Annotated in this window: 26 protein-coding genes and 1 pseudogene; 15 read left to right on the top strand and 12 right to left on the bottom strand. The window is 69.4% G+C overall.

What is annotated here, in order from left to right:
• Positions 1-232 precede the first annotated feature (232 nt).
• The 5 genes from NFU81_RS20540 to NFU81_RS20520 form a co-directional block, all read right to left on the bottom strand.
• Entirely contained in the window at positions 233-1,129 is an 897-nt protein-coding gene (locus NFU81_RS20540; protein ID WP_251491980.1) for a hypothetical protein, read from the bottom strand.
• Positions 1,129-2,406 (bottom strand): WXG100-like domain-containing protein, encoded by a 1,278-nt coding sequence (locus NFU81_RS20535; RefSeq protein ID WP_251491978.1) that lies wholly within the window; start codon positions 2,404-2,406, stop codon positions 1,129-1,131. Before NFU81_RS20535 ends, NFU81_RS20540 begins: the two co-directional genes overlap by 1 nt.
• The gene (locus NFU81_RS20530) at positions 2,403-2,777 is read right to left on the bottom strand and encodes a WXG100 family type VII secretion target (protein ID WP_251491976.1); all 375 of its coding nucleotides are present in this window, start codon (positions 2,775-2,777) and stop codon (positions 2,403-2,405) included. Before NFU81_RS20530 ends, NFU81_RS20535 begins: the two co-directional genes overlap by 4 nt.
• Positions 2,778-3,402: 625 nt before the next feature.
• Positions 3,403-4,392, bottom strand: coding sequence for a hypothetical protein (locus tag NFU81_RS20525; protein ID WP_251491974.1), 990 nt, complete (start codon positions 4,390-4,392; stop codon positions 3,403-3,405).
• Between the two features lie 22 nt (positions 4,393-4,414).
• Positions 4,415-4,714 (bottom strand): hypothetical protein, encoded by a 300-nt coding sequence (locus tag NFU81_RS20520; RefSeq protein ID WP_251491972.1) that lies wholly within the window; start codon positions 4,712-4,714, stop codon positions 4,415-4,417.
• Positions 4,715-4,939: 225 nt separating this feature from the next.
• On the opposite strand from NFU81_RS20520, the gene NFU81_RS20515 reads away from it, so the two are divergent.
• The 4 genes from NFU81_RS20515 to NFU81_RS20500 all read left to right on the top strand — a co-directional run bounded on the left by NFU81_RS20515 (position 4,940) and on the right by NFU81_RS20500 (position 8,208).
• Positions 4,940-5,521, top strand: coding sequence for a TIGR03086 family metal-binding protein (locus NFU81_RS20515; RefSeq protein ID WP_251491971.1), 582 nt, complete (start codon positions 4,940-4,942; stop codon positions 5,519-5,521).
• A 27-nt stretch (positions 5,522-5,548) separates the two neighbouring features.
• On the top strand, positions 5,549-6,565 hold the full coding sequence (locus tag NFU81_RS20510) for a sigma-70 family RNA polymerase sigma factor (protein WP_251491969.1): 1,017 nt from the start codon (positions 5,549-5,551) through the stop codon (positions 6,563-6,565).
• Between the two features lie 174 nt (positions 6,566-6,739).
• Positions 6,740-7,351, top strand: a complete 612-nt coding sequence (locus NFU81_RS20505) for a hypothetical protein (RefSeq protein WP_251491967.1) — start codon at positions 6,740-6,742, stop codon at positions 7,349-7,351.
• A gap of 290 nt (positions 7,352-7,641) precedes the next feature.
• A complete protein-coding gene (locus tag NFU81_RS20500; RefSeq protein ID WP_251491965.1) occupies positions 7,642-8,208 on the top strand; it encodes a hypothetical protein in 567 nt (188 codons plus the stop codon).
• Positions 8,209-8,327: 119 nt separating this feature from the next.
• Here NFU81_RS20500 and NFU81_RS20495 read toward each other — a convergent pair whose 3' ends face one another.
• Positions 8,328-9,434, bottom strand: coding sequence for an endonuclease NucS domain-containing protein (locus NFU81_RS20495; protein ID WP_251491963.1), 1,107 nt, complete (start codon positions 9,432-9,434; stop codon positions 8,328-8,330).
• Positions 9,435-9,607: 173 nt separating this feature from the next.
• Here NFU81_RS20495 and NFU81_RS20490 point away from each other — a divergent pair, with 173 nt between their 5' ends.
• From NFU81_RS20490 to NFU81_RS20470, 5 genes are all read left to right on the top strand, one after another.
• Positions 9,608-10,093 (top strand): DUF6578 domain-containing protein, encoded by a 486-nt coding sequence (locus NFU81_RS20490; RefSeq protein ID WP_251491961.1) that lies wholly within the window; start codon positions 9,608-9,610, stop codon positions 10,091-10,093.
• A gap of 174 nt (positions 10,094-10,267) precedes the next feature.
• A complete protein-coding gene (locus NFU81_RS20485; protein WP_251491959.1) occupies positions 10,268-11,161 on the top strand; it encodes a phosphorothioated DNA-binding restriction endonuclease in 894 nt (297 codons plus the stop codon).
• 65 nt (positions 11,162-11,226) lie between these two features.
• Positions 11,227-11,496 (top strand): ribbon-helix-helix domain-containing protein, encoded by a 270-nt coding sequence (locus NFU81_RS20480; RefSeq protein ID WP_251491957.1) that lies wholly within the window; start codon positions 11,227-11,229, stop codon positions 11,494-11,496.
• On the top strand, positions 11,493-11,915 hold the full coding sequence (locus tag NFU81_RS20475; protein ID WP_251491956.1) for a PIN domain-containing protein: 423 nt from the start codon (positions 11,493-11,495) through the stop codon (positions 11,913-11,915). Before NFU81_RS20480 ends, NFU81_RS20475 begins: the two co-directional genes overlap by 4 nt.
• 82 nt (positions 11,916-11,997) lie before the next feature.
• The gene (locus NFU81_RS20470) at positions 11,998-12,582 is read left to right on the top strand and encodes a helix-turn-helix domain-containing protein (protein ID WP_251491954.1); all 585 of its coding nucleotides are present in this window, start codon (positions 11,998-12,000) and stop codon (positions 12,580-12,582) included.
• An 83-nt stretch (positions 12,583-12,665) separates the two neighbouring features.
• Here the strand turns inward: NFU81_RS20470 and NFU81_RS20465 are convergent.
• The 3 genes and pseudogenes from NFU81_RS20465 to NFU81_RS20455 form a co-directional block, all read right to left on the bottom strand.
• Positions 12,666-13,072 (bottom strand): annotated as a pseudogene (locus NFU81_RS20465) (hypothetical protein); the annotation flags it as partial.
• 14 nt (positions 13,073-13,086) lie between these two features.
• Positions 13,087-14,136, bottom strand: coding sequence for a L,D-transpeptidase (locus NFU81_RS20460; RefSeq protein WP_251491952.1), 1,050 nt, complete (start codon positions 14,134-14,136; stop codon positions 13,087-13,089).
• A 243-nt stretch (positions 14,137-14,379) separates the two neighbouring features.
• Positions 14,380-15,309, bottom strand: a complete 930-nt coding sequence (locus tag NFU81_RS20455; protein WP_251491950.1) for a serine/threonine-protein kinase — start codon at positions 15,307-15,309, stop codon at positions 14,380-14,382.
• 86 nt (positions 15,310-15,395) lie between these two features.
• Between NFU81_RS20455 and NFU81_RS20450 the strand changes: the two genes are divergently transcribed.
• The 3 genes from NFU81_RS20450 to NFU81_RS20440 all read left to right on the top strand — a co-directional run bounded on the left by NFU81_RS20450 (position 15,396) and on the right by NFU81_RS20440 (position 17,582).
• On the top strand, positions 15,396-15,941 hold the full coding sequence (locus NFU81_RS20450) for an RNA polymerase sigma factor (protein WP_251491948.1): 546 nt from the start codon (positions 15,396-15,398) through the stop codon (positions 15,939-15,941).
• Entirely contained in the window at positions 15,938-16,765 is an 828-nt protein-coding gene (locus tag NFU81_RS20445) for a hypothetical protein (RefSeq protein ID WP_251491946.1), read from the top strand. Before NFU81_RS20450 ends, NFU81_RS20445 begins: the two co-directional genes overlap by 4 nt.
• Before the next feature lie 94 nt (positions 16,766-16,859).
• Positions 16,860-17,582, top strand: a complete 723-nt coding sequence (locus NFU81_RS20440) for a hypothetical protein (RefSeq protein WP_251491944.1) — start codon at positions 16,860-16,862, stop codon at positions 17,580-17,582.
• Positions 17,583-17,689: 107 nt separating this feature from the next.
• Here the strand turns inward: NFU81_RS20440 and NFU81_RS20435 are convergent, their stop codons facing one another.
• The gene (locus NFU81_RS20435) at positions 17,690-19,021 is read right to left on the bottom strand and encodes an aspartyl protease family protein (RefSeq protein WP_251491943.1); all 1,332 of its coding nucleotides are present in this window, start codon (positions 19,019-19,021) and stop codon (positions 17,690-17,692) included.
• A 145-nt stretch (positions 19,022-19,166) separates the two neighbouring features.
• Between NFU81_RS20435 and NFU81_RS20430 the strand changes: the two genes are divergently transcribed.
• Positions 19,167-20,498 carry a sensor histidine kinase gene (locus NFU81_RS20430; RefSeq protein ID WP_422665237.1) on the top strand — a complete coding sequence of 444 codons (1,332 nt, stop codon included), beginning with the start codon at positions 19,167-19,169 and terminating at the stop codon, positions 20,496-20,498.
• A 5-nt stretch (positions 20,499-20,503) separates the two neighbouring features.
• Positions 20,504-21,181 carry a response regulator gene (locus NFU81_RS20425; RefSeq protein WP_274037018.1) on the top strand — a complete coding sequence of 226 codons (678 nt, stop codon included), beginning with the start codon at positions 20,504-20,506 and terminating at the stop codon, positions 21,179-21,181.
• Positions 21,182-21,506: 325 nt separating this feature from the next.
• Here the strand turns inward: NFU81_RS20425 and NFU81_RS20420 are convergent, their stop codons facing one another.
• The gene (locus tag NFU81_RS20420; protein ID WP_251491940.1) at positions 21,507-21,842 is read right to left on the bottom strand and encodes a hypothetical protein; all 336 of its coding nucleotides are present in this window, start codon (positions 21,840-21,842) and stop codon (positions 21,507-21,509) included.
• Between the two features lie 667 nt (positions 21,843-22,509).
• Here NFU81_RS20420 and NFU81_RS20415 point away from each other — a divergent pair.
• Positions 22,510-23,343, top strand: a complete 834-nt coding sequence (locus NFU81_RS20415) for a PIG-L family deacetylase (protein WP_251491939.1) — start codon at positions 22,510-22,512, stop codon at positions 23,341-23,343.
• Positions 23,344-23,685: 342 nt separating this feature from the next.
• Here NFU81_RS20415 and NFU81_RS20410 read toward each other — a convergent pair whose 3' ends face one another.
• Positions 23,686-24,414, bottom strand: a complete 729-nt coding sequence (locus NFU81_RS20410) for a TetR/AcrR family transcriptional regulator (RefSeq protein WP_251491937.1) — start codon at positions 24,412-24,414, stop codon at positions 23,686-23,688.
• Positions 24,415-24,444: the final 30 nt, after the last annotated feature.

Below are 24,444 nucleotides of genomic sequence, written 5' to 3'. Positions count from 1 at the left end.
GAGCAGTTGGAAAGCGTGTTGGGGGCAACCCCTCACGAGTTCGAATCTCGTATCCTCCGCCAGTGCCTCACCGGGCACGACGTTGTTGGCCCCCGCTGCTTGCAGCGGGGGCCAACGTTCGTGGTCTCGCCCTGTGCGTATCTGCAGCCCACCGCTGACCGGGGCGCAAGCCGTTGTCCGTCCACCTCCACGACGGCTACGGGCCTCTGCCATGCCGGGTGGCGCCGTGGGGCTACCAGGGGAGGGGGTCGGGGCGGCGGTCCCACCACCAGGCCGCGTCGTGCGGGTCGGGGACGTCCAGTCCCTGGGTCCTGAGGTCCAGGTACCAGGCGGGATCGGGGACGGTCAGCTTGATGAACTCCCGGTCCACCAGGTCCACCGCGGCCTCCAGCAACTCCGCCGGCTGATCGGTGAGCTGCTGCTGCAGGGCCTCCAAGTCGTCCCGTGCCGTGAGGCTTTGCACGTACAGGTCTGCTGGGTACCATCCCGCGGGATCCCAACCGTCCGCCTTGGTCCGCACGAGCTTTTCCCATGCCCCCAAGTTCGTCGCCGCCGTCCAGTACGGGGAGCCGATGTCGTCCGTACGCCCCGTCCCCAGAGCGTTCAGAGACGCGACGAGGCCGTCCCTCACCGGAGTCGGCTTCCGCTGTTCTCGCACGATTTCGGGAAGTCGGGTGACCTGGGCGTTCGGTAGGTCGGCAACAGGGGCCTCGACGGCATCGACCTTGTAGCCGGCCGTTTCATCGTCCGGGTCCTCGCCCGGGTCGAGCAGTCGGGCACGGGTGACCGTACCGTCAGCCGCGGCGACACTGGGGACGCCCTGCAGAAACTCCTCCGCCGGGTAGAGGACCGAGTGACCAAGCACCCGCGCGAGCGCGGCGGCGAGTTCCGGCTCACTCGGCTGCGGCTGAACACTGTCCCTGACGTAGATGTCCAGGGACGTCCGCACATCGCCCCGGAGGGTTTCCGTCCCGCAGAGCACCATCGCGTCCCAGTGCCGCGTGTTCTGGTCGGTTTTCTCGTCAGCCACGTCGACATCGCTCACGGGGACCCGGAAGCACTGGGCAAGTGCTTCGGCAACGACTCTGTTGCTCAGGGGCTCGGTGACGAGCAGGTTGTAGTCAGTCATCAGTACGTCCCATCGTAAACTGCCTGGGCTTTCAGGATGGCGTCCGGGTTGTTGATGAAGCGCGGAGCTCTCACAAATGCCTGCACGGATTCCGCATTCCCCTTGGCCTTGGCAATCTCCTGGAGTGCTGCGTATTCGTTGCGGTCGAGTTCGACGAGACCTGTACCGCTGCAGGGAAATACTGTACCCGTATCTTTCACCCTGTACGTGCGTCCGTTGATCTCATAGAGGTTGGTGTCCTTGTCGAATTTTGCTCGCCCGGCCGCGATCTCGGCGATGTCCTGATTGACTTGCTGCTCGTACCCGCGCAAGATCACCGTGTTTTCCTCGTCGACATTGCCGGATGCTGCGCCAGAAATGGTGTGTCGTTTGTTCGGTAGCCGCAGTGATTTACCTTTCGCAGGCCCCTTTACCGACTCGGAAACGGGAAAAGGGCCCTTGCCAGGTCCGGCGCCGCCCGCCCCGGTTCGCATCAGCATCCCGAGGTCGTCGAGAGAGGCTGCGGGGCCGCTGGGGAGGGCCAGGCCGGGTTGGAAGTCCGGGAGGTGGAGGCTGTCGAGCAGGCCTTGCAGGCCGCCGTTCTGGGCGACGGTTTTGATCGTGCTGCCGGCCGCGCCGACACCGCCGCCGAAGACGGCCCCGTAGAGCGCGGCGTCGGTCGCCTCGTCGAGGTGGAGGCCGCTGCTCTCGCCGGTGGCCATCGCGATGGGTTGCGTGACGGCGAGGTCGACGGTGATCGACTCGACGCCGGCGATGGCGGCGGTGGCCAGCGTGGTGCCGATGATCGCGGCGACCTCGGCGGAGACGGTCACGCCCAGGGCGGCGGACAGTTCCAGGACCTCGGCGGTGGCAGCGGCCGCGGCGCCCTCGGAGATCCCGAAGGTGAAGAACGCGAGGGCGGTGCCGGCGACGATGGTGCCGCCGACGATCTCCAGCTCGTGCTCCAGCTGCTTCACCGCGCTGTGGACGCTGTCGGCGTACTGGTCGAGGGCTGTGGCCAGGTCGCGGGCGCCGTCGATCATGTCCTGGAGCCAGCCGCGGTTGCCGTAGTAGTAGCGGCGCCAGAAGGGGTCGTCGAAGGCGGATATCGCCTTGCCGGTGTTGTTCTCGATCAGTGTGCGGGCGGTGGTGTTCGCGGCGGCGGTGAGTGTCTCGACGTCGTCGGCGAAGGTCCGCCATGCGGTGGCCGCGTCCCGCAGGCCGCCTTCGTCGGCGTCCGGCCACCACATGCCGGTCAGTTTCATGACGATTTTCTTGGCCTCGTCGGCGACGCTCATTGCAGGTCTCCCCCGGCGGAGTGCGGGGGAGGTTCCGGCTTCGGCCCGTTCTTGCTGAACATCGTGCGGATGAGTGCCTCGTTGCCTATGTGGCCGTCCGCCATGTCGGCCATGGCGTCGTGGATGCTGGCCAGGCCGAGGGCCAGGATCTCGGCCGCCATCGTCATGCTGGTGACGTTCGGTACGTACTGGTCCTCGAACTGCTTGCCCTGGTCGTCCCCGCCCCACGGGGAGCCGGCCGCGGCCAGACCGCCCTGGAGCTTGGCCAGGGCCGTCGCCAGGTCCGAGCTGTGCGTCAGGAACTGCGGTGCCGTCGCCTGCAGGTCAACGAGCTTGATGTCGAGTATCTCGCCGTCGTCGGCATCGCCCATACGTCATCCACCCCCATGAATCAACGAATCCCCCAGAGCATCAGCTGATCAACAGCTGTTTCCTACTGCCACTCTGGTCCAGCGCGCGCTGACTCCGGACAAGAAGCGCGGCAAATAGGAAAAGCATGGCCTGAACACTGCTTTCACTGGCTTGTGTTCAGCGACGCGCAGTCCTGCCCAGGGCTTGAGGACGGCGGGGACCATCAATTTCCCTCCTGCCCGTGGTCCCGGCCAGAAACCGGCCCGGCCCCCACACCCTCGGTCTCAGTTCTGGTCTCATTCAGCCGCGTCCGGGACCGTCCACCGCCCGCCTGGGCGCTCACTTGGTCGCAGGTCAGAACGCCTCTGCTTCTTCGCGTACGGCCTCATGCCCCGTTGGAAAGCGTGTTGGGGGCAACCCCTCACGAGTTCGAATCTCGTATCCTCTGCCAGTGCCTCACCGGGCACGACGTTGAGGGTTGCAGTTGAGCACTCCAGGCATTGGCCGGCCAGAGTTCTCGGACCTGATCTCATTCACGTACGTCCGCGGCCGTTCGGGAGCGCCTCGGGTGACCGTCAGCCCGGTCCGGGAGCGACCTTTTCTCCGGCTCCGGACGACGGGGCTGTTGAGCGGATCCGCCTGCGGTCACGGGCGATGGAAGACGTCGAGCGGGCCGTGCGGGGTGCGCCGGCCCGCCGAGAGTTCGGGGTGCTCGGGAACACGCTCGCGCAGGATGCCTACGGTGTCCGGCCATACGGTGATCGGCCCTCCGGCACCGGTGAGGACGCTGTCCCAGTCCTCGGCGGCCGTGGCACCGGCCAGATCGACCACGAACCCGAGGCAACCGGCCGGGTCCCGGTCGGGGAGGCTCGCCAGCATTGCCAGCGTCGGCTCGCGGTCGGGCACGGGGAGGTCGGTGAGGGTCAGCGTGATGCTTTGCGTCGACTCGTCTGTTCGCCGCACGATGCCCGTCAGGGACTGGTCGTATCCCTTCCAGCAGGTGAACTCGACCCGGGAGTAGGCTTCTTCGGCCAGATCGGCGGCCAGGGCTTCGTCGCCTGCGATGAGGGGCAGGGGCTTGCGGGCACCGGTCGGCGTCTCGCGGAACCCGAAAAGAGAGTGCGTCAAAGGGTGGACGGCGGACAGTCCGGCCTTCGCCAGGTCACCGAGGAGCCGACGAGCCCTGGTGTCCGTCAGTTTCGGCAGGTACCAGGTGAAGAAGCCGTCGGGCGTGGTGACCGGGCCGGGCGCGGTGTTCGGGAACTCTGCCAGGAAGATCTCCTTGGCGCGTTCGTCGTCCACCAGGGGGACCGTGTAGCTGAGGGCCCGGATGTGCTCGAGGAACTCGGGCGCCAGGGCCGCGTGGTGGCGTCGTACGTAGTGCGCGAGGTCGATGGGCCAGATCCAGGTGCCGTCGGTCAGCAGGGACCCGGCACCCGCGATCCACGTGTCGCCGGTGAGTGCGTCCCGCTCGGCGCCCATCGTGCTGTAGACATCCAGGGCCGACTCCAGGTAGGCGATGACGCTGTCCTCGTCCCAGGGGCCGGTGTCGCGTACGGCGTCGCGCAGGGACGGTGCGTCACCTGCGGCATCCGGACCGCTGGTCTCCTGGTAGAACCCCGCTCGTTTGATCATCGTCACTCCCGTGTGCCCGCCGTCACTGGGCCATGGGCAGGTAGATGCGCCAGTAGCCATTGTTGCCGATCGTGGGGGTCTGGTTCAGCCCGAGCTGCGCCGACGTGCCCACCTTGCTCGTGGGCACGGTCACCGGCACGCCGAGTTCGTTGGCGAGGGTCTGCGCGAGGGGCAGCTCCGGCGGTCTCGCGTCGGCACCGGAGTAGCAGGAGATGAGGCGCACCGGTTCACCGTGGTATCCGGGATTGCTCCGGATGGCGTCCGCGATGTGGGTGGGGTTCACTTCGAAGTCCGTCAGGGCCATCCCGTAGCCGTGCTGCACGCGCGCAGACTCCGCCGCCCTTCGCCCCCGAGGTCGCCGGATTGGCCGACCTCGACCGGGTATGCCGGGGCCGCTGGTTCCATGGGCCGCACCGTGCGGGTGGATGTCACCGCCGCGATTCCTTTTCCGATGCCAGGAGGTCTACCTGTTGTGGGCTGGGGCCCTTCCGCGACTGCGGTGGGGTGAGGCCTGATTCGCCAAGAACTGGGAGAGAGGCCGCAACCGGTGGACAGCAAGCAGGCTTTCGCGCCCGTCCGGCAGTTGAGCCGGGCCTTCGCCAGCACCCGGGCGGTGCTGGCCAGGGTCGGCCCCGACCAGTTGGATGCCGCGACGCCCTGCGCGTCGTGGGACGTGCGCGCTCTGGTCAACCATTTCGTCGGCTCGGCTCGGTGGGGGACCTCCGTCGCCATGGGTGCGGGTCATGAGATCAACGACGAGGACCTGGCGGCCGGCGACTTCCTCGCCGGCTACGACGAGACAGTGGAGCGTGCGCTGGCAGCTTTCGGGTCAGCCGGCGTCCTGGAGAAGCACATCGTGCTGGCGTTCGGTGAGTTCTCCGGCGCCGACCTGATGGGCATGGTTGCCAGGGACCAGTTCACCCACGGCTGGGATCTCGCCCGCGCCATCGGGTACGACACCGACCTGGATCCCGAACTCGCAGAGGAACTCCTCGTCCAGGCCCGGGTCGAGATCCTCGACGCCTACCGTGGACCTGAAGGAGCGGCCATCTTCGGGCACATCGTTGAGGCACCCGCCGACGCGTGCCCGGCCGACCGGCTGGCCGCCTTCCTCGGTCGCACCGTGTGACCGGAGGACCGGAGAGTCGCTTTGACCTTGAGTGGATCTGACACGGAACCCGTCGTTCCCGACAGCGAGGCGTTTGTCGAGGCCACCGAGTCGTTCCGGCGGGAGCTGCTGGCGCATTGCTACCGCATGCTCGGCTCGGTGGACGACGCCATGGACGTGGTCCAGGAGACGTATCTGCGTGCCTGGCGCTCCTACGGCGCGTTCGAGGGGCGTTCGTCGGTGCGTACCTGGCTCCACCAGATCGCCACCAACGCCTGCCTGACCGCGCTGGCGCACCACAGCCGACGTGTACTGCCCTCCGGCCTCGGCGGTCCGGAACCGGACCCCGAAGCGGCCCCCGTACCGGCCGAACCAGGTGTCAGCTGGCTGCAGCCCATTCCTGATGTGCTCCTCGGCCCGGGCGCGGCCGATCCCGCCTCCATCGTCCTCGCGCGCGAGGACCTGCGACTGGCGCTTGTCGCCACTTTGCAGTACCTGTCCGCCTCGCAACGGGCCGTGTTCATCCTGCGGGAGGTGCTGTCCTTCCCGGCCGCCGAGGTCGCCGTCATGCTCGGCACCACCACAACGGCAGTCAAGAGCACGCTGCAACGCGCCCGCACCAGGCTCCGGGAACTGGCCCCCGCGGCTGACGAGATCACCCAGCCCACCGCGCCGGAGGCACACAGACTTCTCGACCAGTACATCGCTGCCTTCCAGAACGCCGACGCGCCCGCTCTGGAACGGCTGCTGCGCCGGGACGCCACGCTGGAGGCGACGCCCTTCACCACCTGGTTCGCCGGCAACAAGACCTGCGTGCCCTATCTCCGTACCTGGGTTCTGGGATCGCCCGGTGACTGGCTCATGCTGCCGACGAGCGCCAACGGGCAGCCCGCCACGGTGGCATATACGCGTGATCGGAACGGCACCTACCAGGCGTACGGAATAGTGGTGCTCACCGTCACCAGCACGGGCATCAGCCGGATCTGCTCGTTCCACCAGCCCAGCCTGGTCACCACATTCGGCTTCCCGCCGACAGCCATCCCCCCGGCCGGCGTCAGCCGGTGAAGTGTTTCGGCACGAAGTATTGCGATGCGTGCGTGGGCGGCGAGCCCCTGCTCGCGCACCGGCACTTCCTCGGTGAGTTGAACCTCAGTGAACGGGACCAGCCCGTTCGCCTTGGCATCAGCGAGTTCAGCAACGAGAGCTGAAGTGCTCGGCGGGTGTTGCCGGGCTCTGGCAATGCTGGAATCCGTCGTCAGCCCGGACTGGGAGTCCCGCTACCACTCCTTCAACTCCACCTGGGCGCCGGGCCAGCAGATGGCTTCCATGCGGGACGGCAGCGGAAACGAATGGTCTGCCGTCTTCTCCGCCGCGGGCGCATACGTGCGCGGCTTCGACCACGAGTCACCCATGAGTCCCTACGGCCACGACAACGCCGGGGCCTGGCCCGGCGTCCTCGACACGGTGCCCGAAGCCTTCCGGGAGTTCGTCGAGGAGCCCGCGTTCTGCGACGAGGACGGGATACCCGTGGTGACCGTTTGCCTGTGGCGCACGGTTTGCGACGACGGATGGCGGACCGGCGCTGTCGAATTCCCCGAGGGGCGAAGCGATCCGGACGGAGCCGACCGGCTGTTCGAACTGCTCGTGGACCGCTCACCAGATGCGTACTTGCATTTCGCCCAGGACTACTACGAGACCTCCCTGGACCGATCCGCAGTGGCAGCCGTGCTCAGCCGCCAGCCGCTCACCGCCGCACTCGTGACCACCCTGAATCCGGAGACGTCCCTGGCAGACCTGGCTGCGGACCTCGCCGAGACCGGCTATGCCGCCATTACGCAGAGTAATTCGTAGCGCTGACGCGATTGCAGCCGGTCTCCACCGCCGCCCAGGGGGTCAACGATATGGGTGGCACATCGAACCTCGTCCTTCGGGTCCGCGAACGCGCGTTCCGGGACGCGGGATCCCTTCCCTCCTGTGCTACCGACCAAGACGTCCGCGCAGCCGAACGCGAACGGGGTTTCTTGCTGCCTCCGCTTCTGAAGCCTGGGTTGCGTCCGGCGGATCTTGTGTATGTCTGCAAGACTGCGGCCATGGATGGCCCGAACTTCACGGCACCGCCGCCCTATCCCGAACCTCCCGCTGTGGACGCCTTCCTCTCCGCCGTCGATCACGCCATGAACAGCAACACCCTGCTGCTGACGGCGGCCTGCGATGTGCCCGTCACAGCGGGCAACCGGCAGGATGTCCTCCACGCCTTCCTGCGCAGTGCCCTGTTCGAGCAGCTCGTCCGTGCCGCCGACCGTTGCCGCGGGTGGTACAACCTGGCGGACGAGTACGACGACCGGCCCCGTCAACGGCCGCTCCTGCACGCTGACTTCCGCGCCACGATGAGCCCCCTCGACCATGCCGGCTTCCTGGCGCGGCTTCGCTGGATGCTCTGCGAGGCGTTCAGCCCCTACCGCCACCACTACCCGGCAAAGGAGGCCGAGCCACTGGTCCGCGCCTTTGACCGGGAACTGCTTGGCGCGCACGGACCGGCGTGGTCCTTCGCCGCCATCAGCCCCGACTTTCTGCGTTCCACCGGCTACTACAGCGGTGAGGAGGAGCCGCTGAAGCCGGTGTACTTCGACGGAGGCGACAGCGACACCGTTACGTTCATTCACCGGGACCGCACCTTCCACATGCTGCTGACGAACGGCTCGCCGTGAGCGGGCGGCCGTGAGGGCAGGCCGGGCAGGATTGCCGGCTGCGGGAGCCGGGTGGGTTGCTGCTTCCTGGCGAAGCTGCGATCGACGCGGTGCTCGACGTCGTGCCCGGTCGGATGGTGTCAGGCGATGTTGAAGTGGCGGGAGACCTCGTCGATGGTGAAGTGAGCTCGAAGCTTGCACGCGGAGTTCTGGTTGGCGAAGAAGCCCGCCCGCCACAGCGCCTGATCGCGTGGGACAGACTTCTCCCAATCGATCGGGACGACCCATTCGCGGCGGTCCTCACCGGATTCCGTCGCCGGAGTGTCGGTAGCATGTTGGTAGGTTCCCTTGAGAGGGAGCCGGCTCATGGGCACCACCTCGTCATCCACGGCGAGGGCCGCGCTCTCGAACGGCTGCGCCTCACTGGAGACGGTCCCGATGCCCACATAGCCGGCCTTGGGGATGTGGGTGAAGACGCGCGCCCCGACGGGCAGGGCACGAAGGGTGCGGGAGAACCAGTCCCCACCGCCGGCGGATACGAAGCCGTAGCGGCGTGCATCGTCCCAGCTACGGCCGCCGGGTTCCTCGCCGAACGAGATATACCAGTCCGTGCCGTTCCACGGTTCCCGCTTTCCTCCGGTCTTGGTTCCCACGGACGACTCCGCAGCCTCGACATCATCGATCAGCCAGGAGCGGGCAAGGTACGAACGGCCCTCATCGACGAAGTAGCGGAAGAAGAGCACATTGATCGGAACCTTGAAGCCCGATGCCAGATAGGTGACGATTCTCTCGGTCGCAGCGTCGACCTCACTCGCGACCACCGTGAGTGTGTGGGCACCGTTCAGGGCATCCGGCGGGCTGGTCCCGAACCGGAGGGCGAACGCCTCGTCCAGTTCCTCCGCCACCCCGGTGTCTCGCGCGTAGGCAGCGTAGATCTCACGCACCTGCTCGTTGCTCAGATCCTGTACCCAGGTTCCGTAGTCGAGAAGTTGGGCGACGACATCCCGGGGAGTGCGGTCCCGTTTGAGTTCCAGGACGTGCAGGCAGCCCTCAGCGTCCATGCCCAGCAGATCGATGACCTTGCTGTGGCGTGTCAGCAGTTGCCGACCGATGAGCAGTATCGGCCGACCCAGGATCGCTGGGTCCGCCACGATGAGTTCCTCCAGCCGGGACTCCAGCGGCATCGGCGTCGTGGTGACACGTACTGGTCGGTCATCCACGCGCCACAACCCGAACTCAAGCGGCACAGCGCCCCCTCCTTCTCGATCCGATGTCCCCTGCGAGTCAAGGGATATCAGCGCACGGCGAGGTCCGCCGGCATCTCTCCCTATGGCCGGACAACAGATCCGCTGCCCCGGCCGCCGAGATCAGCGCCTCCACGAGCTGCGTGGCGCGATCGTATGTCGCTCACAATGGACGCATGGACTCGCTGCCCGTGTTCGTGGCCGACTGGGAGATGCAGTGCTGCGGGAGGCCGTTCGCCCTCGGGACAGAAGTCCGCTGGCACCCGCAATTCCTCTGCGAGGACGAGTTCGCGGCTCCCGACGAGGTCCTGCTGCCCGCGGACTCCGCCGTGATCATGGCGGCGACTGCCACCGTTGCCGACCCCGATCAGGCCGAGGGGCTGCGGGGCGGGCTGTTCGCCACCTGGCACAGCAGTGAACCTCCCGCACAACTGCTGGCCGGCACCGTCCGCCGGATACGCCTCGTACGCCAGCACACCGTGCAGGAGGACCGTGTCGTGACGGTCCTACCCGGCAGGTCCCAGCTCACCGAACTCACCACAAGCCGCCGACGTTTCGCCACGGGTTCCATGCTCACCCGGGAGGACTCCTGGGCAGAGACCGGCCTCCTCGTCGACCTGGCCATGAACCTCGATGACGTCATCGCGTCCGTCTCCAGCTGACGGAACCACAGATGTCGCCCCGCATCGGAGAGTCTTGGCGCAGGGCGGTGAGGGCGCCCTGCGGAGCGCCGACCGACGTCCAAGCGGCTGCCACCTCTCACCCTGCGGCAGCGCGCCTTCATGCTCGCCCGTATCCGAGGCGTCATGCCCGCGCCGAGCCTAGGATCGCCGTTCATGGACTGGCTGGAGCGGGCCGCGAATCTGAGGCAGTGGACCGGGAATGGGATGCGAGCTCCGCACAAGCCCCTGCTGCTCTTGTACGCCCTCGGCAGGTTTCAGGAGGATGCCGAGGTTGAATTGCGGTACAGCGCGGTGGAGCCGGATCTGGGGCGGCTGCTGGCCGAGTACGGCCCTGCGAACAGGACGACGCCCGCGTATCCGTTCCACCACCTGGTCAGTGACGGTGTGTGGGAGGTGCGTACCGATCGCGGCCCGGGCAGTCCCGGGAGCGGGGTGCGCCTGCTGCGGGCGGAGGGTGCGGCAGGCAGGCTCGTACCGGAGTTGAGGACGGCGCTGGGGCGCGAGCCGCCGCTGCTCGGCCGGATGGCCCGGGTGCTGCTCGATCTGCACTTCCCGCCGTCGCTGCACGGGGAGTTGTGCGAGGCCGTCGGTCTGGAGCTGGAGCTGGCGGAGACGGAGCCGCTGGCGGCCCGGCGGAGGCGGCGGGACCGGCAGATGCGCGAGGCTGTACTGACCGCGTACGAGTACCAGTGCGCCTTCTGCGGCTACGACGGGCGGATCGGCGCGCTGCCGGTCGGTCTGGAGGCCGCGCACGTCCGCTGGTGGGCATTCGACGGCCCGGACGACGTCGACAACGGGCTGTGCCTGTGCGCGCTGCACCACAAGCTGTTCGACAAGGGTGTTCTCGGTGTCGGCGACGGCCACCGGATCCTGGTCTCCCAGGCCTTCGTGGGGCGCAGCGCTGTCGCACACGAGCAGGTTGTCGCGCTCGCGGGCCGCCCGGTGATCGGCCCGCAGCCGGGCGCGCTCCCGGTCGCGGCTGCCCACCGTTCCTGGCACTCGCGGCAGGTCTTCCAGGGTGCCCCGCGCCCCGCCGCGATGGGGTGATCGCCGGACGCCCTTGTGCTCACTTGACTGGTAAGTCTACGGACACCTGGAGTATGGTGCCTTATATGGCGAGTAAGAAGGTAACGGTGACGATTCCCGAGGATCTCCTTGACGAGATCCGAGCGGAGGCGGCCGAGCGCGGCCTGTCGGCGTACGTCGCCGAGGCGTTGCGGGCCAAGCGCGATCGGGACCGGCTCCAGGAACTCGTCGGCTGGCTGGAGGAAGAGCACGGCCCCGTCACCGAGGACGAACGCGCGGCGGCCCTCGACGAGCTGAACAAGCTCGACGCCGAGCACAAGTACCGCCGGACGGGCAGCGCCGGAGAGGCCGCGTGAAGAAGCGCAGTGGTGAGCACGGACCCGCACTCCGAGTCTTCGTCCTCGACTGCGAAGCCTTGTCCCTCGCCGTGCGCGGTGACCGGAAGATGATCGCCTGGCTCGACCTCGCCGCCCGGGGCGAAGCCGATGTCGTGACGTCTCCTATGACGCTGGTCGAGGCGTACGACGGGAGAACCACCGACCAGCGCTGGGACTGGGTGCTCTCTCGGCTCAAGGTCGCCGACGTGGGAAAGGACGAGGCCCGTCAGGCCCGCCGCCTTCTGGCTGATGCCGAGCTCCACGGCCACAAGTACGCGATCGACGCGGTACTCGCCGTCATAGCCCGACAGCAGAAGGGACAGGTCACGGTCTTCACCTCAGACGTGGACGACCTGGAGAAACTGGTCCCGGACGCGATCGTCGTCAAGAGGGTTTGACCCGGTCCTCCGGTCCCAGTGTCCGGGTGGGCGGCTGTTCGGTCCGTTTCCGGGGTGGCCTGTCTGCCCGTACGGTGCAGATGTGATCGTTTCCCCGCCGCGGCCCGTCCTCTTCCTTGACGTGGACGGACCGCTGATCCCCTTCGGGGCTACACGGGAGCAGTGCCCGGACGGTTATCCGACGTATGTGCCGCAGGGAGCTGGCGCGAATCCGCTGCTGGCCGGGGTCGATCCCGCCCTCGGGGCCAAGTTGCTGGCTCTTCCGTGTGATCTGGTGTGGGCCACCACGTGGGAGTCCGAGGCCAACGAGTGCCTCGCGCCGCTTCTGGGTCTGCCGCAGCTCCCCGTGGTGACCTGGCCGGAACCGTCCAAGGAGCCCGGGCCGGTCGGCCTGCACTGGAAGACCCGTACGCTCCTCGCATGGTCCGCCGACCGCCCCTTCGCCTGGTTCGCGGTGTACGACCGCCGGGCCGAGCTGGGCATCTCCCAGACCGAACTCGCCAGGCGTGCCCGCATGACGCAACCCCAGGTCTCGAAGCTCGAACTCGGCGGCACCGTCCCCACCCTTCCCCTGCTCGCCCGGCTCGCCGGCGCACTCGACGGGTCGCTCAACATCGCTCTCGACGGTGACAGCTCCACTGTCGCCTTCATCCCCCACGGCGCGTGAGGGCCACTGGTCTCAGCTCTGGTCTCATTTCAGCTCCGTCCGACGACGTTCGGAACCCGGACCACCACCTGATTCATCGCAGGTCAGACCGGCTCTGGCTCGTGGCGCACGCCGCCGTGACCCGTGGGAAAGCGTTTGGGGGCAACCCCCCTCACGAGTTCGAATCTCGTATCCTCCGCCAGTGCCTCACCGGGCACGACGTCGAGGGACCCCACCGCTCGCGGTGGGGTCCCTCGACGTTTGGGCGCAGCTGCGGTGATCAGGCGGAAGAGGCTGCTGGTCCGGGTGGGCACAGAGGAGGCCGCCACCTTGGCGGCGGTGTCGTTGAGGACGTGGTTGGTCAGGTGCTGGTAGCGGCGGCGCATGCGGGCGGACTGGCCGGGTTCCCGCCCTTGACCGCGTCGACGACGGTGTCGGGGACGCCGAGAATGAGCAGGATGATGCCTGCGGTGTGGCGGGCGTCGTGCAGTCGACCGTCCCGGAGACCGGCGGTTGAGGCGCGGTTCAGGAGCTCGCGGTCTGCTGTGCTCCGGTGGTGCTGCCGGCGATCCAGGTGGTCCAGTTCAGGGTGAAGGCGGCGTAGCCGTTGTCGGCGGGGACGGGGCCGCGTGGGGTGCCGGTGACGGTGACGGGGTCGCCCTGGTGGGCGTGGGCGTAGAACCACTTGGAGTCGGCCAGTGACAGGTGGATGCAGCCGTGGGAGCCGGCTTGGCCGGGGTTGGGGTGGCTGGTGGAGTAGTGGACGTAGGTGCCGCTGGTGGTGAGCTGGACGTCCCAGGGCAGCGTGACGTCGTAGTAGTTGACGTTGGCCGAGTCGCAGCTGATGTGCACGCTGCAGGAGGTCATGTGGACCGACGGCGCCTTGCCCATTTCGGCCATGGTGCCGTCCCAGGTGGGGAACTGGGCGCTGCCCGCGTCGATCGGGAAGTGCTTCTGGCGGACTCCGTCGAGGTAGACGTCCATGGTGTGGGCGGGGGCGTCGACCGTGGTCTCCCAGTCCGCGCCGATGGTGAAGGCGTGGTGGTAGTCGTGGATGCCGTAGCGGCCGTTGCCGTCGGCGACATCGGTGAGGCGGGCGTCGATGGCCACGTGGGTGCCGGAGGGCCAGTAGTGCTGCGGCCGCCAGTCCGCCCGTGTGCTGCTGAACCAGTGCCAGGCGCCGGTGACCGGGGTGGACGTGGTGACCTTCAGCGCCCGCTCGACCGCCGCACGGGCGGTGCGGGCGACGGGGTAGGTGAACTGCACGGATATGGGCATCGCCACGCCGACGGTTGCGCCGTTTGTCGGGGTGATCGTGTCGAGCAGCAGGGGCGGGCCCGCGGGGCGGGTGGGGGAGGGGCCGACGGAGCCGGTGCCGGTGCCCGGCGTGTCGCCCATCGAGGCGCCTGGCGACGGGGACTGCGCCGACGAAGAGCCCGGCCCGGCGGCCTTGGCAGCGCCGTCATGGCACGCGGTGGCGCCCAGCAGCACCGCGGCAGCGAGCACCGCCGCGCCGATGTGCCTGGCATGCCCGCGGTACCCGCGGTTCGGTGCCCGTCGTGCGTTCCGTGCCATGTTCCCCACGCTCCCGTTGAGTTCCCCTGTGCGTCATTGGAACGCGATTGCTGTCGCGCCCTCGTGCACCTGGGGAGATGCGGACCGCACCGGAAATGTTGGAGCCCTGAGCGGCTGTTCCAGACCGGTGACAAACACCCCCTGCGTGGCTGTGCCTCGCGGAGCGTGCCGCCGGGCTGGTACATGGCGGGGGCGAGGCTTCCTCTCGACACGACCCCGGAGCGGACCGGTCCCCTGTCGGATTCAGCGATGCAGCCAGCTCAGCAGGGTCGTCGCCGTGAACACCGCGCCCGACGCCAGACAGACCGCGCGCAGGGTCAGCCGCCCAGGGCGTTCCTGGGGCTGGGGCCGGGGCTGGGGCTGCGGGACCGGCGCCAGCAGCGCGTCTGCGAAGGCCTGTGCGGTCGGCGGTCGGTCCGCCGGCTCGACGGACATCGCGGTCCGCAGCAGCAGGGCCACCCCCGGCGGCAGCTCCTGGCCGGCCGGCAGCGCGGGCAGCGTCGATGCGGCCGGCCGGTCCGTCATCAGGGCCGTGGCGCGTCCGCCCGGGCCGAACGGCTTCTGTCCCGTCAGCAGCTCGTAGGCCACGACGGCCAGCGCGTACACGTCGGCCCTCCCGTCGAACCCGCCGGTCTGGAAGGCCTGTTCCGGCGCCATGTACGCGGGCGTGCCCGTGGTCACCGTCAGCCCGGACGCGTCGGCCATCTGCTTCGCGCTGCCCAGATCCGCCACCAGCACCGCGGCGGGCGCGGCGGCGGTGGCGGTGGCGAGCAGCAGGTTGGACGGCTTGACGTCGCGGTGCACCACGCCCGCCTCGTGCAGGACCTGGACCGCGTAGCCCGCCTCCGCGGCCAGCCGCAGCGCCTCCTGCGGGTCGCACCCCCCGACCCGGTCCGCCAGGGTGCCGCCGCGCACGTAGTCCATGACGAAGTAGGGCCGGTCCTCCTGCACCCCGACGTCGTGCACCCGGACCACCCGCGGGCTGGCGATCCGGCGCAGCAGCCTCGCCTCGGCCAGGAACCGCTCGCGCACATCTGCGTTGGCAGCCCAGTTCTCGGCCAGCACTTTCACCGCGACCTCGGTGTCGAGCTCCGGGTCGTAGGCCTTCCAGACCGTCGCGAAGGAGCCTGCTCCGAGCCGGTCCAGGAGGAGGTAACGGCCGAGCTTGCGCATGTGGCAACATTCTGCCGGAATCGTCGGGGGTGGGGAACTCCCGTTCGGCGAGTGGGACGCGACAGGGACAGGACGGGGGCTTCCGGGTGTTCGAGGAAGGCGAGCTGGAACGGCTCGTGGCGGCTGCTCAGGCGGGGGACCCGGGGTCGATGGAGTACCTGCTGGCCAAGCTCCGGCCGGTGGTGCTGCGCCGCTGCTCCCGCTTCCTGCCGCACCACGCCGACGCCGAGGAGGCTGCGCAGGACGCGCTGCTCTCCATCAGCACGCACCTGGGCGAGTACGGCGGCCGCGGCTCCTTCATGGGCTGGGTGACGGTGATCGCGTCCAACGCCGCCCGGTCCACCTACCGCTCGATGCGCCGGCGTGCCGAGGACAGCCACGCCGACCTGCCCGAGTCCGTGGACCCGCGGAGCACCAGCGTCATAGCCGGGACCCGGCTCGACCTGATGGAGGCGCTGACCGCGTTGGAGCAGCAGCACCCCACCCTGGTGCAGTCCTTCGTGCTGCGCGACCTGGGCGACCTGACCTACGTCCAGGTGGCCGATGAGCTGGACGCCCCGTTGGGCACGGTCAAGGACCGTATCCACCAGGCGCGGCGCTTCATGCGCGAGCGCTTGGCCGGTGGTCTGTGAACGGCGGTCCCGCGGCGGGGGGCCGCCGCGCCGCCGTCCGGCCCCGATCCGCCGTCGCCGCCCTGGTGGCGGCCGCCGCGTGCGGCCTGGCGACCGGCCGTTTCGTCCTGCCACCGCCCCCCGGCACCGCGCACCCGGCAGCGCGGTCGGCCCCTGCGACCAAAGGCGCTTCCGCTCTCGCGACGGCCGGCGCGTCCGCCCCGACACCCGCGCCCTCCGGCTCCGCCCCGCCGGAGGCCGCCACCGGGCCGGTGACGACCGCCGACCTGCTCGACCCCGCGGCGTTCGGCGCGGTCGGCATCACTGCGCAGATCTACGCCAGGGACCGCTTCGGCGACGGCGCGTACGCCAACTCGGCCTGCACCGGGGAGAAGACGCTCACCGAGACGCTGGGCGGGCCCGGCGCCCACTTCCGCGGGCTGGTGACCAGCACCCGCACTGACCCGGACGACCCCACCATGGCCGTGGACCGCGCCGACCAGGTCGCGCGCGAGGTCGCCGCCGAGGCCCTGCGCCCCGCTTTGGCGCAGAATTTCACCGAGCGCCTCTTGCTCGAGGAGGTGCCCTGCCAGAACGAACCTCCCGGCCACTGGGTCTACGGCAGGACCACGACGCTGGAACTCGCCCCCGACGTCAGCGCGAGCTGGATGGGCACCTACCAGGGATCCCTCAACACCAGCGGCACGGCGCCCGAGGGCAAGGAGCCCTGCGGCGGCATCGCCGTGCTCCGCAGCGGCAACCACTACGGGGTGCTGGAGGTCGACGCCTGCCTGGGCACGGCCGCGATGTCCCACATCGTCAGGACCGCTCTGTCACAGCTGTGAAACAGCCGGTCAGAGCTCCAACATTCCCTCCTCCGGCGTCATCTCCCCGGTTGTACGAGGACGCAGCAGGCGTCCCGACCAGCAGGGGGACCAGATGACCGAGAACCAGGCCGTCCAGCAGAAGTCCGTTCACCGCAACCGTATCGCCGCCGCGGCCTGCTTCACCGCCGCGCTGATCACGGTCGGCGTCGTGGGCATCCAGTCGGCCACCGCCGACAACGCCACGCACAACGCCGCGCACCGCACCGCGGCCGCCGCCCACCCCGTCACCGCCCAGCCGGCTCCAGTCGCGGTCGCCGCGCCCGGACTCGGCTCCGCCGCCCTCGTCCAGAGCGAGGACTTCTTCCAGCAGGGCCTTGCTCCGGTCGGCGCGACCGTGGCACTGGCCGGGCGTCAGGGGCTCTCGGCGTGCTCGGGCGAGGAGACGATGCGCGACCTGACCAAGGGCAAGGCCACCGCGTACGCGTCCGTGACCTGGACCTTCGACACCGAAGGCCTGCTGATCGAGTCGGCCGCGAGTGCTGCCACCGGTAACTCGGCGAGCACCTACGAGAAGCAGCTCGACGCGCTGGTGCAGGACTGCCAGGACGAACCGGCCGGCCACTGGCACTACGGCGCGGCCCACACCCTCACCGTCAACGACGGTACCGGCCACTGGTATCCGTCCTACAGCGGCGACGGCACCGTCACCGGCGGTGTCGCGGTCCTTCGCAGCGGCACCAGGGTCGCCGTCGTCGAGCTCACCGGCCAGCCCACAGACGCCCCGACCTACGTCAAAGGCATCGCCACCGCAGCCCTGAACCGCCTCCCCTCCTGACACGGCAGTCCCGCCCCGCCCGCGCCACCGGGCGGAACCGGCCCCGATCATCGAAGAGACTCGCACGCCCCGGGAGCCGTGCACCCGAGCAGGACGCGTGGTGGCGGTCAGCCGATGAAGAGGTTCATGCCGACGTAGTCGAAGGTGACGGCGAACGGCTTGAAGAACTCGTGGGTGAAATTGCCGATGAGGTCGAACCCGGTCTGGCCCTCCCACGGCGTCGGCCCGGCGGAGCCGGGAAGATGCCGACCGACCGCGTCTCCGATGCTTATCCGGTCCGGGGCGATCGGATAGATCGTGGTCGTACCGCCGTTGACCAGAATCGGGTGGTCCCAGTCGATCGTGATGCCGGCCCGCTCAGCGTTCGCCGCGGTCGTGTTGAGGCCGTTGGAAATGCCGCCCGTGTCCATGACGACCATTCGGGGGCCGTAGTCGTTGAGCTTCCCCAGCGTGCAGGGGAGGTGGTCGCCGGCCAGCCACAGCGGCTGCGGGCGGAGGGCGGCGCGGGCGGCCTCGGCGCGGAACGCCCGTTGTTGTGCGCTCGTCTTCCGCCGCAGGACGAGTGCCCGGCCCTGGTAATCGATCGTGGTCAGGAAGTGGTAGAAAAGCGCGGTTCCGATGGTGCCGGCCGTGACGACGCCGTTCGGAAAGGCCATGATCGACCCGTCCGTCCAGCTGACGGGCACGTTGCGCAGTTCGATCTCCCCGAGTCGCAGCGACGGTGCGACACCGAGGAAGGTCGTGACGGCCCTGCCGTTGATGTTCGCCGTCATCGAGGAGACGGCGCTGAGCCCTGCCTCCTCCGCCGCATCGGTGGTGAGGGTCAGGCCCATGGCTCCGGTGTCGAGGACGAAGGTCCCTGGTGTCCGCCCGTTCACGGAAGCCTTCACCTGGGGCAGCGGGTCGATGTCGAGGAAGGGCACCCGGGTGGCCTGCGCGCCGTGCAACTCGTACGGCCTACCGTTCATTTCTGCGAGCTGCGCGGCCTGGGCAGCTGGGGCGGGTGGCAGCAGCGGTACGGCGCGGGCGAACATGTCCTGGCGCACGAAGCAGTCCGCGAGCCGCCGCTTGATATTCGTGTCGTCGGGGGCCAGGCCGTGCGCCTCGCTGAGGTAGTGCTCGGCGCGGGCGAACCGGTTGGACAGCAGGGCGATGTACCCCAGTTGCCCTGCGGCGTGCGCATCGCCAGGATCGTCGCGCAGCAGTCGTGCGTAGCCCCGCCCGGCGGCGGCGAACTCGCCCGACTGGAACAATTGGTCGGGGTCATCGCCCGGGGCTGCCGGGTGGGCCGCGGAACCGGCGGCTGACGCCAACGGGTAGCCCGCGGCTCCCAGCAGCGGCAGGACCGCGCTCGCACCGGCGATCAGCCCCGCCCGTCGCAGAAAAGCGCGTCGGCCGAGGCCGTCGCGGACGTCGTCGTTCTCCCTCGTGTGGTTCATGCCACGACCTTGCCGCGCGCCGACCACCCCACGCGTCTGCCTGCGGCCCGACAGCCGCGTCTGTCGCGGGATGTACGACGGCGCTTCCGCATCCTCCGTACGACAGATACGGCGGCACAGGGACCGCCCGTAAACTCATCCGATCATGAACGCTCCTGCGGCTCTCACCCTCCGTGCCTGGGTCGGCCGGCCGGTGCTTCCGGACGCTGCACTGGCTTGCGTGCTCTTCGTGGTGTGCCTGCTGATGAACGGCGGGTTCGACCTGGTACGGACCCAGGCCGACCAGCCTGGCGGCGGTGGGTGGAGCGGGCCGGGTGTGTTGTGGGTGTGGTGGGTCGCCACAGCGCTCACCATGGTCGGCGTCACCCTGCGGCGGCGCCAACCGGTGGCGATGCTCATCCTGTGCGCACTGTCCGCGGGAGCGCGCGCGGCCGTAGGTGTTCTTCCCACGGTCATGGATCTGGCGGTGCTGATCCTTCTCTACACGGTCGCGTCCCGGTGCTCGCGGCCCGCTTCGCTGCTGGCCCTGGGCGGGCTGCTGCTGGGTGCGGCCTGGCTGATCGGTGGCTCGCCCGTCGATCAGCCGCTGCGGATGCCGGCCTTTCGGGTGTGCAGTCGTCATGTCGTCCCGTCCGGGCCGGCCGGAGCCGAGGTCGGGGCCGCCGGCATCGACACGGCCTGTCACGGCAGCGGGTCCAGTCCGTGGCGCGGCCTGCCCGTGCTGGGATCGGGGCTGATCGCCGCGTGGGCGGTCGGGTACGGGAGCCGCAACCGGCGCGCGTACCTCGAACAGCTTCACGCGCGCGCCCAGGGTCTGGAGCGGGAACGGGACCATCAGGCCGCGCTCGCGGTGGCCGCCGAGCGCGGACGGATCAGCCGCGAGGTCCACGACGTGGTCGCCCACGGCCTGTCACTGATCGTCGTTCAGGCACAGGGTGCCGAGGCGGCGTTGGACAACCGTCCCGGCGACACCCGCGCCGCCCTGCAGACGATCGTCGCCACCGGCCGCGACGCCCTGGCCGATATGCGCCGGGTACTCGCCGCGCTCGGCGAGATGGAGGACACCTGGCATTCGCAGCCCGGGCTCGCCCGACTGCCCAGCCTGCTCACCCGGGTACGGCACGCAGGCACGCCGGTGCGTCTGCGTATCGACGGGACCCCTGCGGCCCTGCCGTCGACTGTCGACCTGTCGGCCTACCGCATCGTGCAGGAGGCACTGACCAACGTCATCAAACACGCTGGTGCCGGCGCGACCGCGGACGTCGTCGTCTCATATGGCCACGCCGAGGTCGCCATTGAGGTCAGCGACGATGGCGAGGGCATCAGCGGCGACGACCGGGGTACGGCCGGCGGCAACGGGCTGCCGGGCATGCATCGGCGGGTGAAGCTTCTCGGCGGCCACCTCAGTGCCGAGCCCGGCGACCGGGGCGGGTTCGTCGTCCGGGCCGGTCTTCCCATCAACGGTCAGAACGCGTGATCCGCGTGCAGGACGCGATCCGCGTGCTCCTCGTGGATGATCTAGCTCTGGTCCGTACCGGCTTCCGCATGATCGTGGAGAACGCGCCGGACATGGAGGTGGTCGGTGAGGCGGGCGACGGTGCCGCAGCGGCGACCCTCGCTGTCGAACTCCGGCCGGACATCGTCCTGATGGATATTCGCATGCCCGACGTGGACGGTGTCGAGGCGACCCGCCGCATCAGCGCCGCCGCGGGACACGTCCGGGTACTGATACTGACCACCTTCGATCTCGACGAATACGTCTATGCCGCCCTCCACGCAGGCGCCAGCGGCTTCCTGCTCAAGGACACCCTGGCCGCCGACCTGCTGTCGGCTGTCCGCGTGGTGGTCCGTGGCGACGCGGTGGTGGCGCCCAGCGTGACCCGCCGCCTCATCAACCGCTACGTCGGCACGCGGTCCCCGCACCTCACCGCGGCCACCGACCTGGAAGCGCTGACCGAACGCGAACGCGAGGTACTGGTACTCATGGCCCAGGGCCTGTCCAACGCCGAGATCGGCGCACGCATCCACGTCACCGAGGGAACCGTGAAAACCCACGTCAGCCGCATACTTGCCAAACTCCACCTGCGCGACCGGGTACAAGCCGTGGTCTACGTCTACGAATCCGGACTCGTGCGGCCCAACGGCCCATCCGACGTCTGAATCCGCCAACCCCGCGCCGGGCACCGGCGAGCTGGTGCGGAGCACCTTGACCAGGGAGCCCGCAGACAGGAAGTGAGCGCGCCGGCCGGAATTTCGCGCGCTGCCGCCGTGGTCGATGAGGATGAGCTCTTCCGGGCGCTCCGCGGAAAGTCACTTCGCGCGCAAACGACCATGTTCCTGCCCCCGGTGGCGCCAGTGCCTCACCGGGCACGACGTCGTTGGCCCCCGCTGCTCGCAGCGGGGGCCAACGACGTTCGTGGTCTCGCCCTATGCGCATCTGCGGCTCACCCGCCGACCCGGGGCGCGAGCCGCTTTCCGTCCACCTCTACGACGGCCAGGTCCTGCCGTACCGGGTGGCGCCGTGGGGGCTACCAGGGCAGGGGCTCGGGGCGGCGGCGCCACCACCAGCCCGCGTCATCCGCGTCGGGGACGTCCAGTCCTGGCTGCTGCTTGGCCGAATCGACTCCGTCGGGTAGAGGACCGATGCGCCGAGCACCCGCGCGAGCGCCGCGGCCAGCTCCGGCTCACTCGGCTGCGGCTGCACGCTGTCCTGGGCATAGATGTCCAGGGACGTTCGCACGTCGCCCCGGACGGCGCGCTTCCCGCAGAGCACCGGCGCGTCCCAGTTCCGCGCATCCTGGTCGGCGTCCTCGTCGGCCACGTCGACATCGTGGACAGGGAGGCGGAAGCACTCGGCAAGTGCTGCGGCGACAGCTCTGCCGCTCAGGGGCTCGGTGACGAGTAGTGCCCTGGTCGTCAGCGCCCCACGGGGAGCCGGCTGCGGCCAGACCGCCCTGGAGCTTGGCCAGGGCCGTCGCCAGGTCCGAGCTGTGCGTGAGGAACTGCGGTGCTGTCGCCTGCAGGTCAGCGAGCTTGATGTCGAGTATCTCGTCGTCGTCGGCGTCGCCCATACGTCATCCACCCCCATGAATCAACGATTCCCCCAGAGCATCAGCTGTTCAACAGCTTTTGCCTCCTGCCACTCTGGTCGAGCGCGCATCGGCTCCGGACAAGAACCGCGCCAAGTTCTGAAGGGATGGCCTGAACAGCGGCCTCGCTGGCTTGTGTTCAGCGACGCGCAGCCCTACCCAGGTCACGTCCGTCGTCGCTGCCTGTACCTCGTTCGCTGTGGTGCCCGGACGGCCAAACGGCCGTGCCGGGAACAGCCGGTCCGGCCGGCACGGTTGCATTGACCGAGGGAGCGGCGCCGCACGGGCCGGGAAGACGGAGGCCGCAGCGTCGCCCGTCTCGCCGGGTCCGGGCCTGGCATCGTGGTATGTCCGGCACGCACTTCGGATCACGACGTATTTCTGCAGGAGGACTGCTTCATGACTGACCGGCCCTTGACGCTCATGGCAGTACACGCCCACCCCGACGACGAGGCCACCGGAACCGGCGGAATCCTCGCACGGTACGTGGCGGAGGGCATCCGCACGGTTCTCGTGACGTGTACCGACGGCGGTTGCGGTGACGGACCGGGGGGTGTCAAGCCCGGCGATCCCGGGCACGATCCGGCAGCGGTTGCCTTGATGCGCCGTCAGGAACTCGAGGCGAGCTGTGGCGTCCTCAAGATCAGCGATCTGGAGATGCTGGACTACGCCGACTCGGGGATGATGGGCTGGCCGAGCAACGACGCGCCCGGGGCCTTCTGGCAGACCCCGGTTGAGGAAGGCGCCGCCCGACTCGCGGAACTCATGCGGCACTACCGACCTGATGTTGTCGTCACCTACGACGAGTACGGCTTCTACGGCCACCCCGACCACATCCAGGCCCACCGCATCACGATGGCGGCGCTGGAGATGACCGCGCTGACACCGAAGGTGTACTGGACCACCGTGCCCCGCTCGATGATGCAGCGGTTCGGCGAGGTCATGCGGGAGTTCGGTGAGGACATGCCCGAACCGGATCCCGCCGAGGCCGCCGCGAGGGCCGAGATCGGCCTCCCCGACGATGAGATCACCACGTGGGTGGACACCACCGCGTTCAGCGGTCAGAAGTTCGACGCGCTGGCCGCGCACGCCAGTCAGGGCGAGAACATCTTCTTCCTCAAGATGGGCAAGGAGAGGTTCGGCGAGTTGATGGGCGTGGAGACCTTCGTACGTGTCCGGGACACCACCGGCGCGGCCGTACCCGAGAACGACCTCTTCGCCGGACTGCGCTGATCCGCCCGCCCTACCGGCAGGGAAGGCTCACCGACCGCACGGCGCGATCGAGGCCCCGGGGCAGTCCGAGGTGCCGACCGGCCGGATCGTGGTTCCGGGCTGCACCGACCACCTAGCGGGCGCTGCGCGCTGCGAGGTCCCCGAACGCTTCGTGCGCGTCCGTGCCTCGCGGGCGAACCCGGCCGACGCTCGCCGGCCGGGCCAGGAAGGGTTACGAGGCACCGGACCTGGTGGCCCCTCACGGTGCCCGCGCCGTGATCAGGCAGCGGGAGCCGCCGGTCCGGGCGGGGCCGGAGCTGTCCGCGAAGGATCTCTCGTCGCGACGTTCAACCTGGCGCGGGATCAGGCCCGCGGCGTGCCACCGTCCGCCGCCAGTCGGGTCAGCCATTCGCGCAGCAGCCGCTGCTCGGCGTCGCTCAGGACATCGGCGTCATCGGGGAGGGCCGCGCGCAGCGCGCGGGCCGCCGGGGCGGGGCCGGACTCCGCGGCGGAGACCGTCGGCTCGGCGCGGGTGACGGCGGCGACCATGGACTCGCGCATGACGGTCAGCAGCAACGGATTGCGGCGTTCTGCGGGCGTGGAGTGCCAGGTGGCGACCGCGCCCAGGCCTGTGGCCTGGATGATCTGGGCGGCCAGCTCCTCGTCGACCCGCAGCCACCCCCCGGCCGCCAGCCGGCGCACCCGCCCGCGGAGGATCTCCAGGCCCGCGCGGTGTGCCGCGTCCGGTCCCCGGCCGGTGGCCCGGTTCATCACCGCGAACAGCTCTGGGCGCGAGACCCCGAACTCCACCACCAGGTCCCAACCGCGGCGCAGCTCCTCCACCGGGTCCTCCGCGGTGGGGTCGAGCTGCGCGCGCTTGCTCTCCAGGAACTGCGCATAGCCGTGCTCGGCGACCGCCTCCAGCAGTCCCTCCTTGTCGCCGAAGAGGCGGTAGATCGCCGGCGGCTGCATCCCGGCCGCGGCGGCGACCGCGCGGGTGCTGACCGCGTCCGGCCCGCCGTTCTCCAGCAGCTCGACGGCCGCCACGACGATGCGACGCCGAGAGCTGTCGGTGGTGTCGCGAAGAGGCATGGTTTCAACGATATCGGAATCTTGCTTCCA

The sequence above is a fragment of the Actinacidiphila cocklensis genome (assembly GCF_907177275.1).
Lineage (GTDB): Bacteria > Actinomycetota > Actinomycetes > Streptomycetales > Streptomycetaceae > Actinacidiphila > Actinacidiphila cocklensis.
Note: the sequence above shows the minus strand (reverse complement) of the source record. Positions and strands in the feature narration are given on the sequence as shown.

Excerpts from the sequence above, each read along its gene's own strand:
- NFU81_RS20540 (WP_251491980.1), bottom strand. The coding sequence starts at position 1,129 with ATGACTGACTACAACCTGCTCGTCACCGAGCCCCTGAGCAACAGAGTC.
- NFU81_RS20535 (WP_251491978.1), bottom strand. The coding sequence starts at position 2,406 with ATGAGCGTCGCCGACGAGGCCAAGAAAATCGTCATGAAACTGACCGGC.
- NFU81_RS20530 (WP_251491976.1), bottom strand. The coding sequence starts at position 2,777 with ATGGGCGATGCCGACGACGGCGAGATACTCGACATCAAGCTCGTTGAC.
- NFU81_RS20525 (WP_251491974.1), bottom strand. The coding sequence starts at position 4,392 with ATGATCAAACGAGCGGGGTTCTACCAGGAGACCAGCGGTCCGGATGCC.
- NFU81_RS20505 (WP_251491967.1), top strand. The coding sequence starts at position 6,740 with ATGCTGGAATCCGTCGTCAGCCCGGACTGGGAGTCCCGCTACCACTCC.
- NFU81_RS20490 (WP_251491961.1), top strand. The coding sequence starts at position 9,608 with ATGGACTCGCTGCCCGTGTTCGTGGCCGACTGGGAGATGCAGTGCTGC.
- NFU81_RS20485 (WP_251491959.1), top strand. The coding sequence starts at position 10,268 with ATGGACTGGCTGGAGCGGGCCGCGAATCTGAGGCAGTGGACCGGGAAT.
- NFU81_RS20480 (WP_251491957.1), top strand. The coding sequence starts at position 11,227 with ATGGCGAGTAAGAAGGTAACGGTGACGATTCCCGAGGATCTCCTTGAC.
- NFU81_RS20460 (WP_251491952.1), bottom strand. The coding sequence starts at position 14,136 with ATGGCACGGAACGCACGACGGGCACCGAACCGCGGGTACCGCGGGCAT.
- NFU81_RS20455 (WP_251491950.1), bottom strand. The coding sequence starts at position 15,309 with ATGCGCAAGCTCGGCCGTTACCTCCTCCTGGACCGGCTCGGAGCAGGC.
- NFU81_RS20440 (WP_251491944.1), top strand. The coding sequence starts at position 16,860 with ATGACCGAGAACCAGGCCGTCCAGCAGAAGTCCGTTCACCGCAACCGT.
- NFU81_RS20435 (WP_251491943.1), bottom strand. The coding sequence starts at position 19,021 with ATGAACCACACGAGGGAGAACGACGACGTCCGCGACGGCCTCGGCCGA.
- NFU81_RS20430 (WP_422665237.1), top strand. The coding sequence starts at position 19,167 with ATGAACGCTCCTGCGGCTCTCACCCTCCGTGCCTGGGTCGGCCGGCCG.
- NFU81_RS20415 (WP_251491939.1), top strand. The coding sequence starts at position 22,510 with ATGACTGACCGGCCCTTGACGCTCATGGCAGTACACGCCCACCCCGAC.
- NFU81_RS20410 (WP_251491937.1), bottom strand. The coding sequence starts at position 24,414 with ATGCCTCTTCGCGACACCACCGACAGCTCTCGGCGTCGCATCGTCGTG.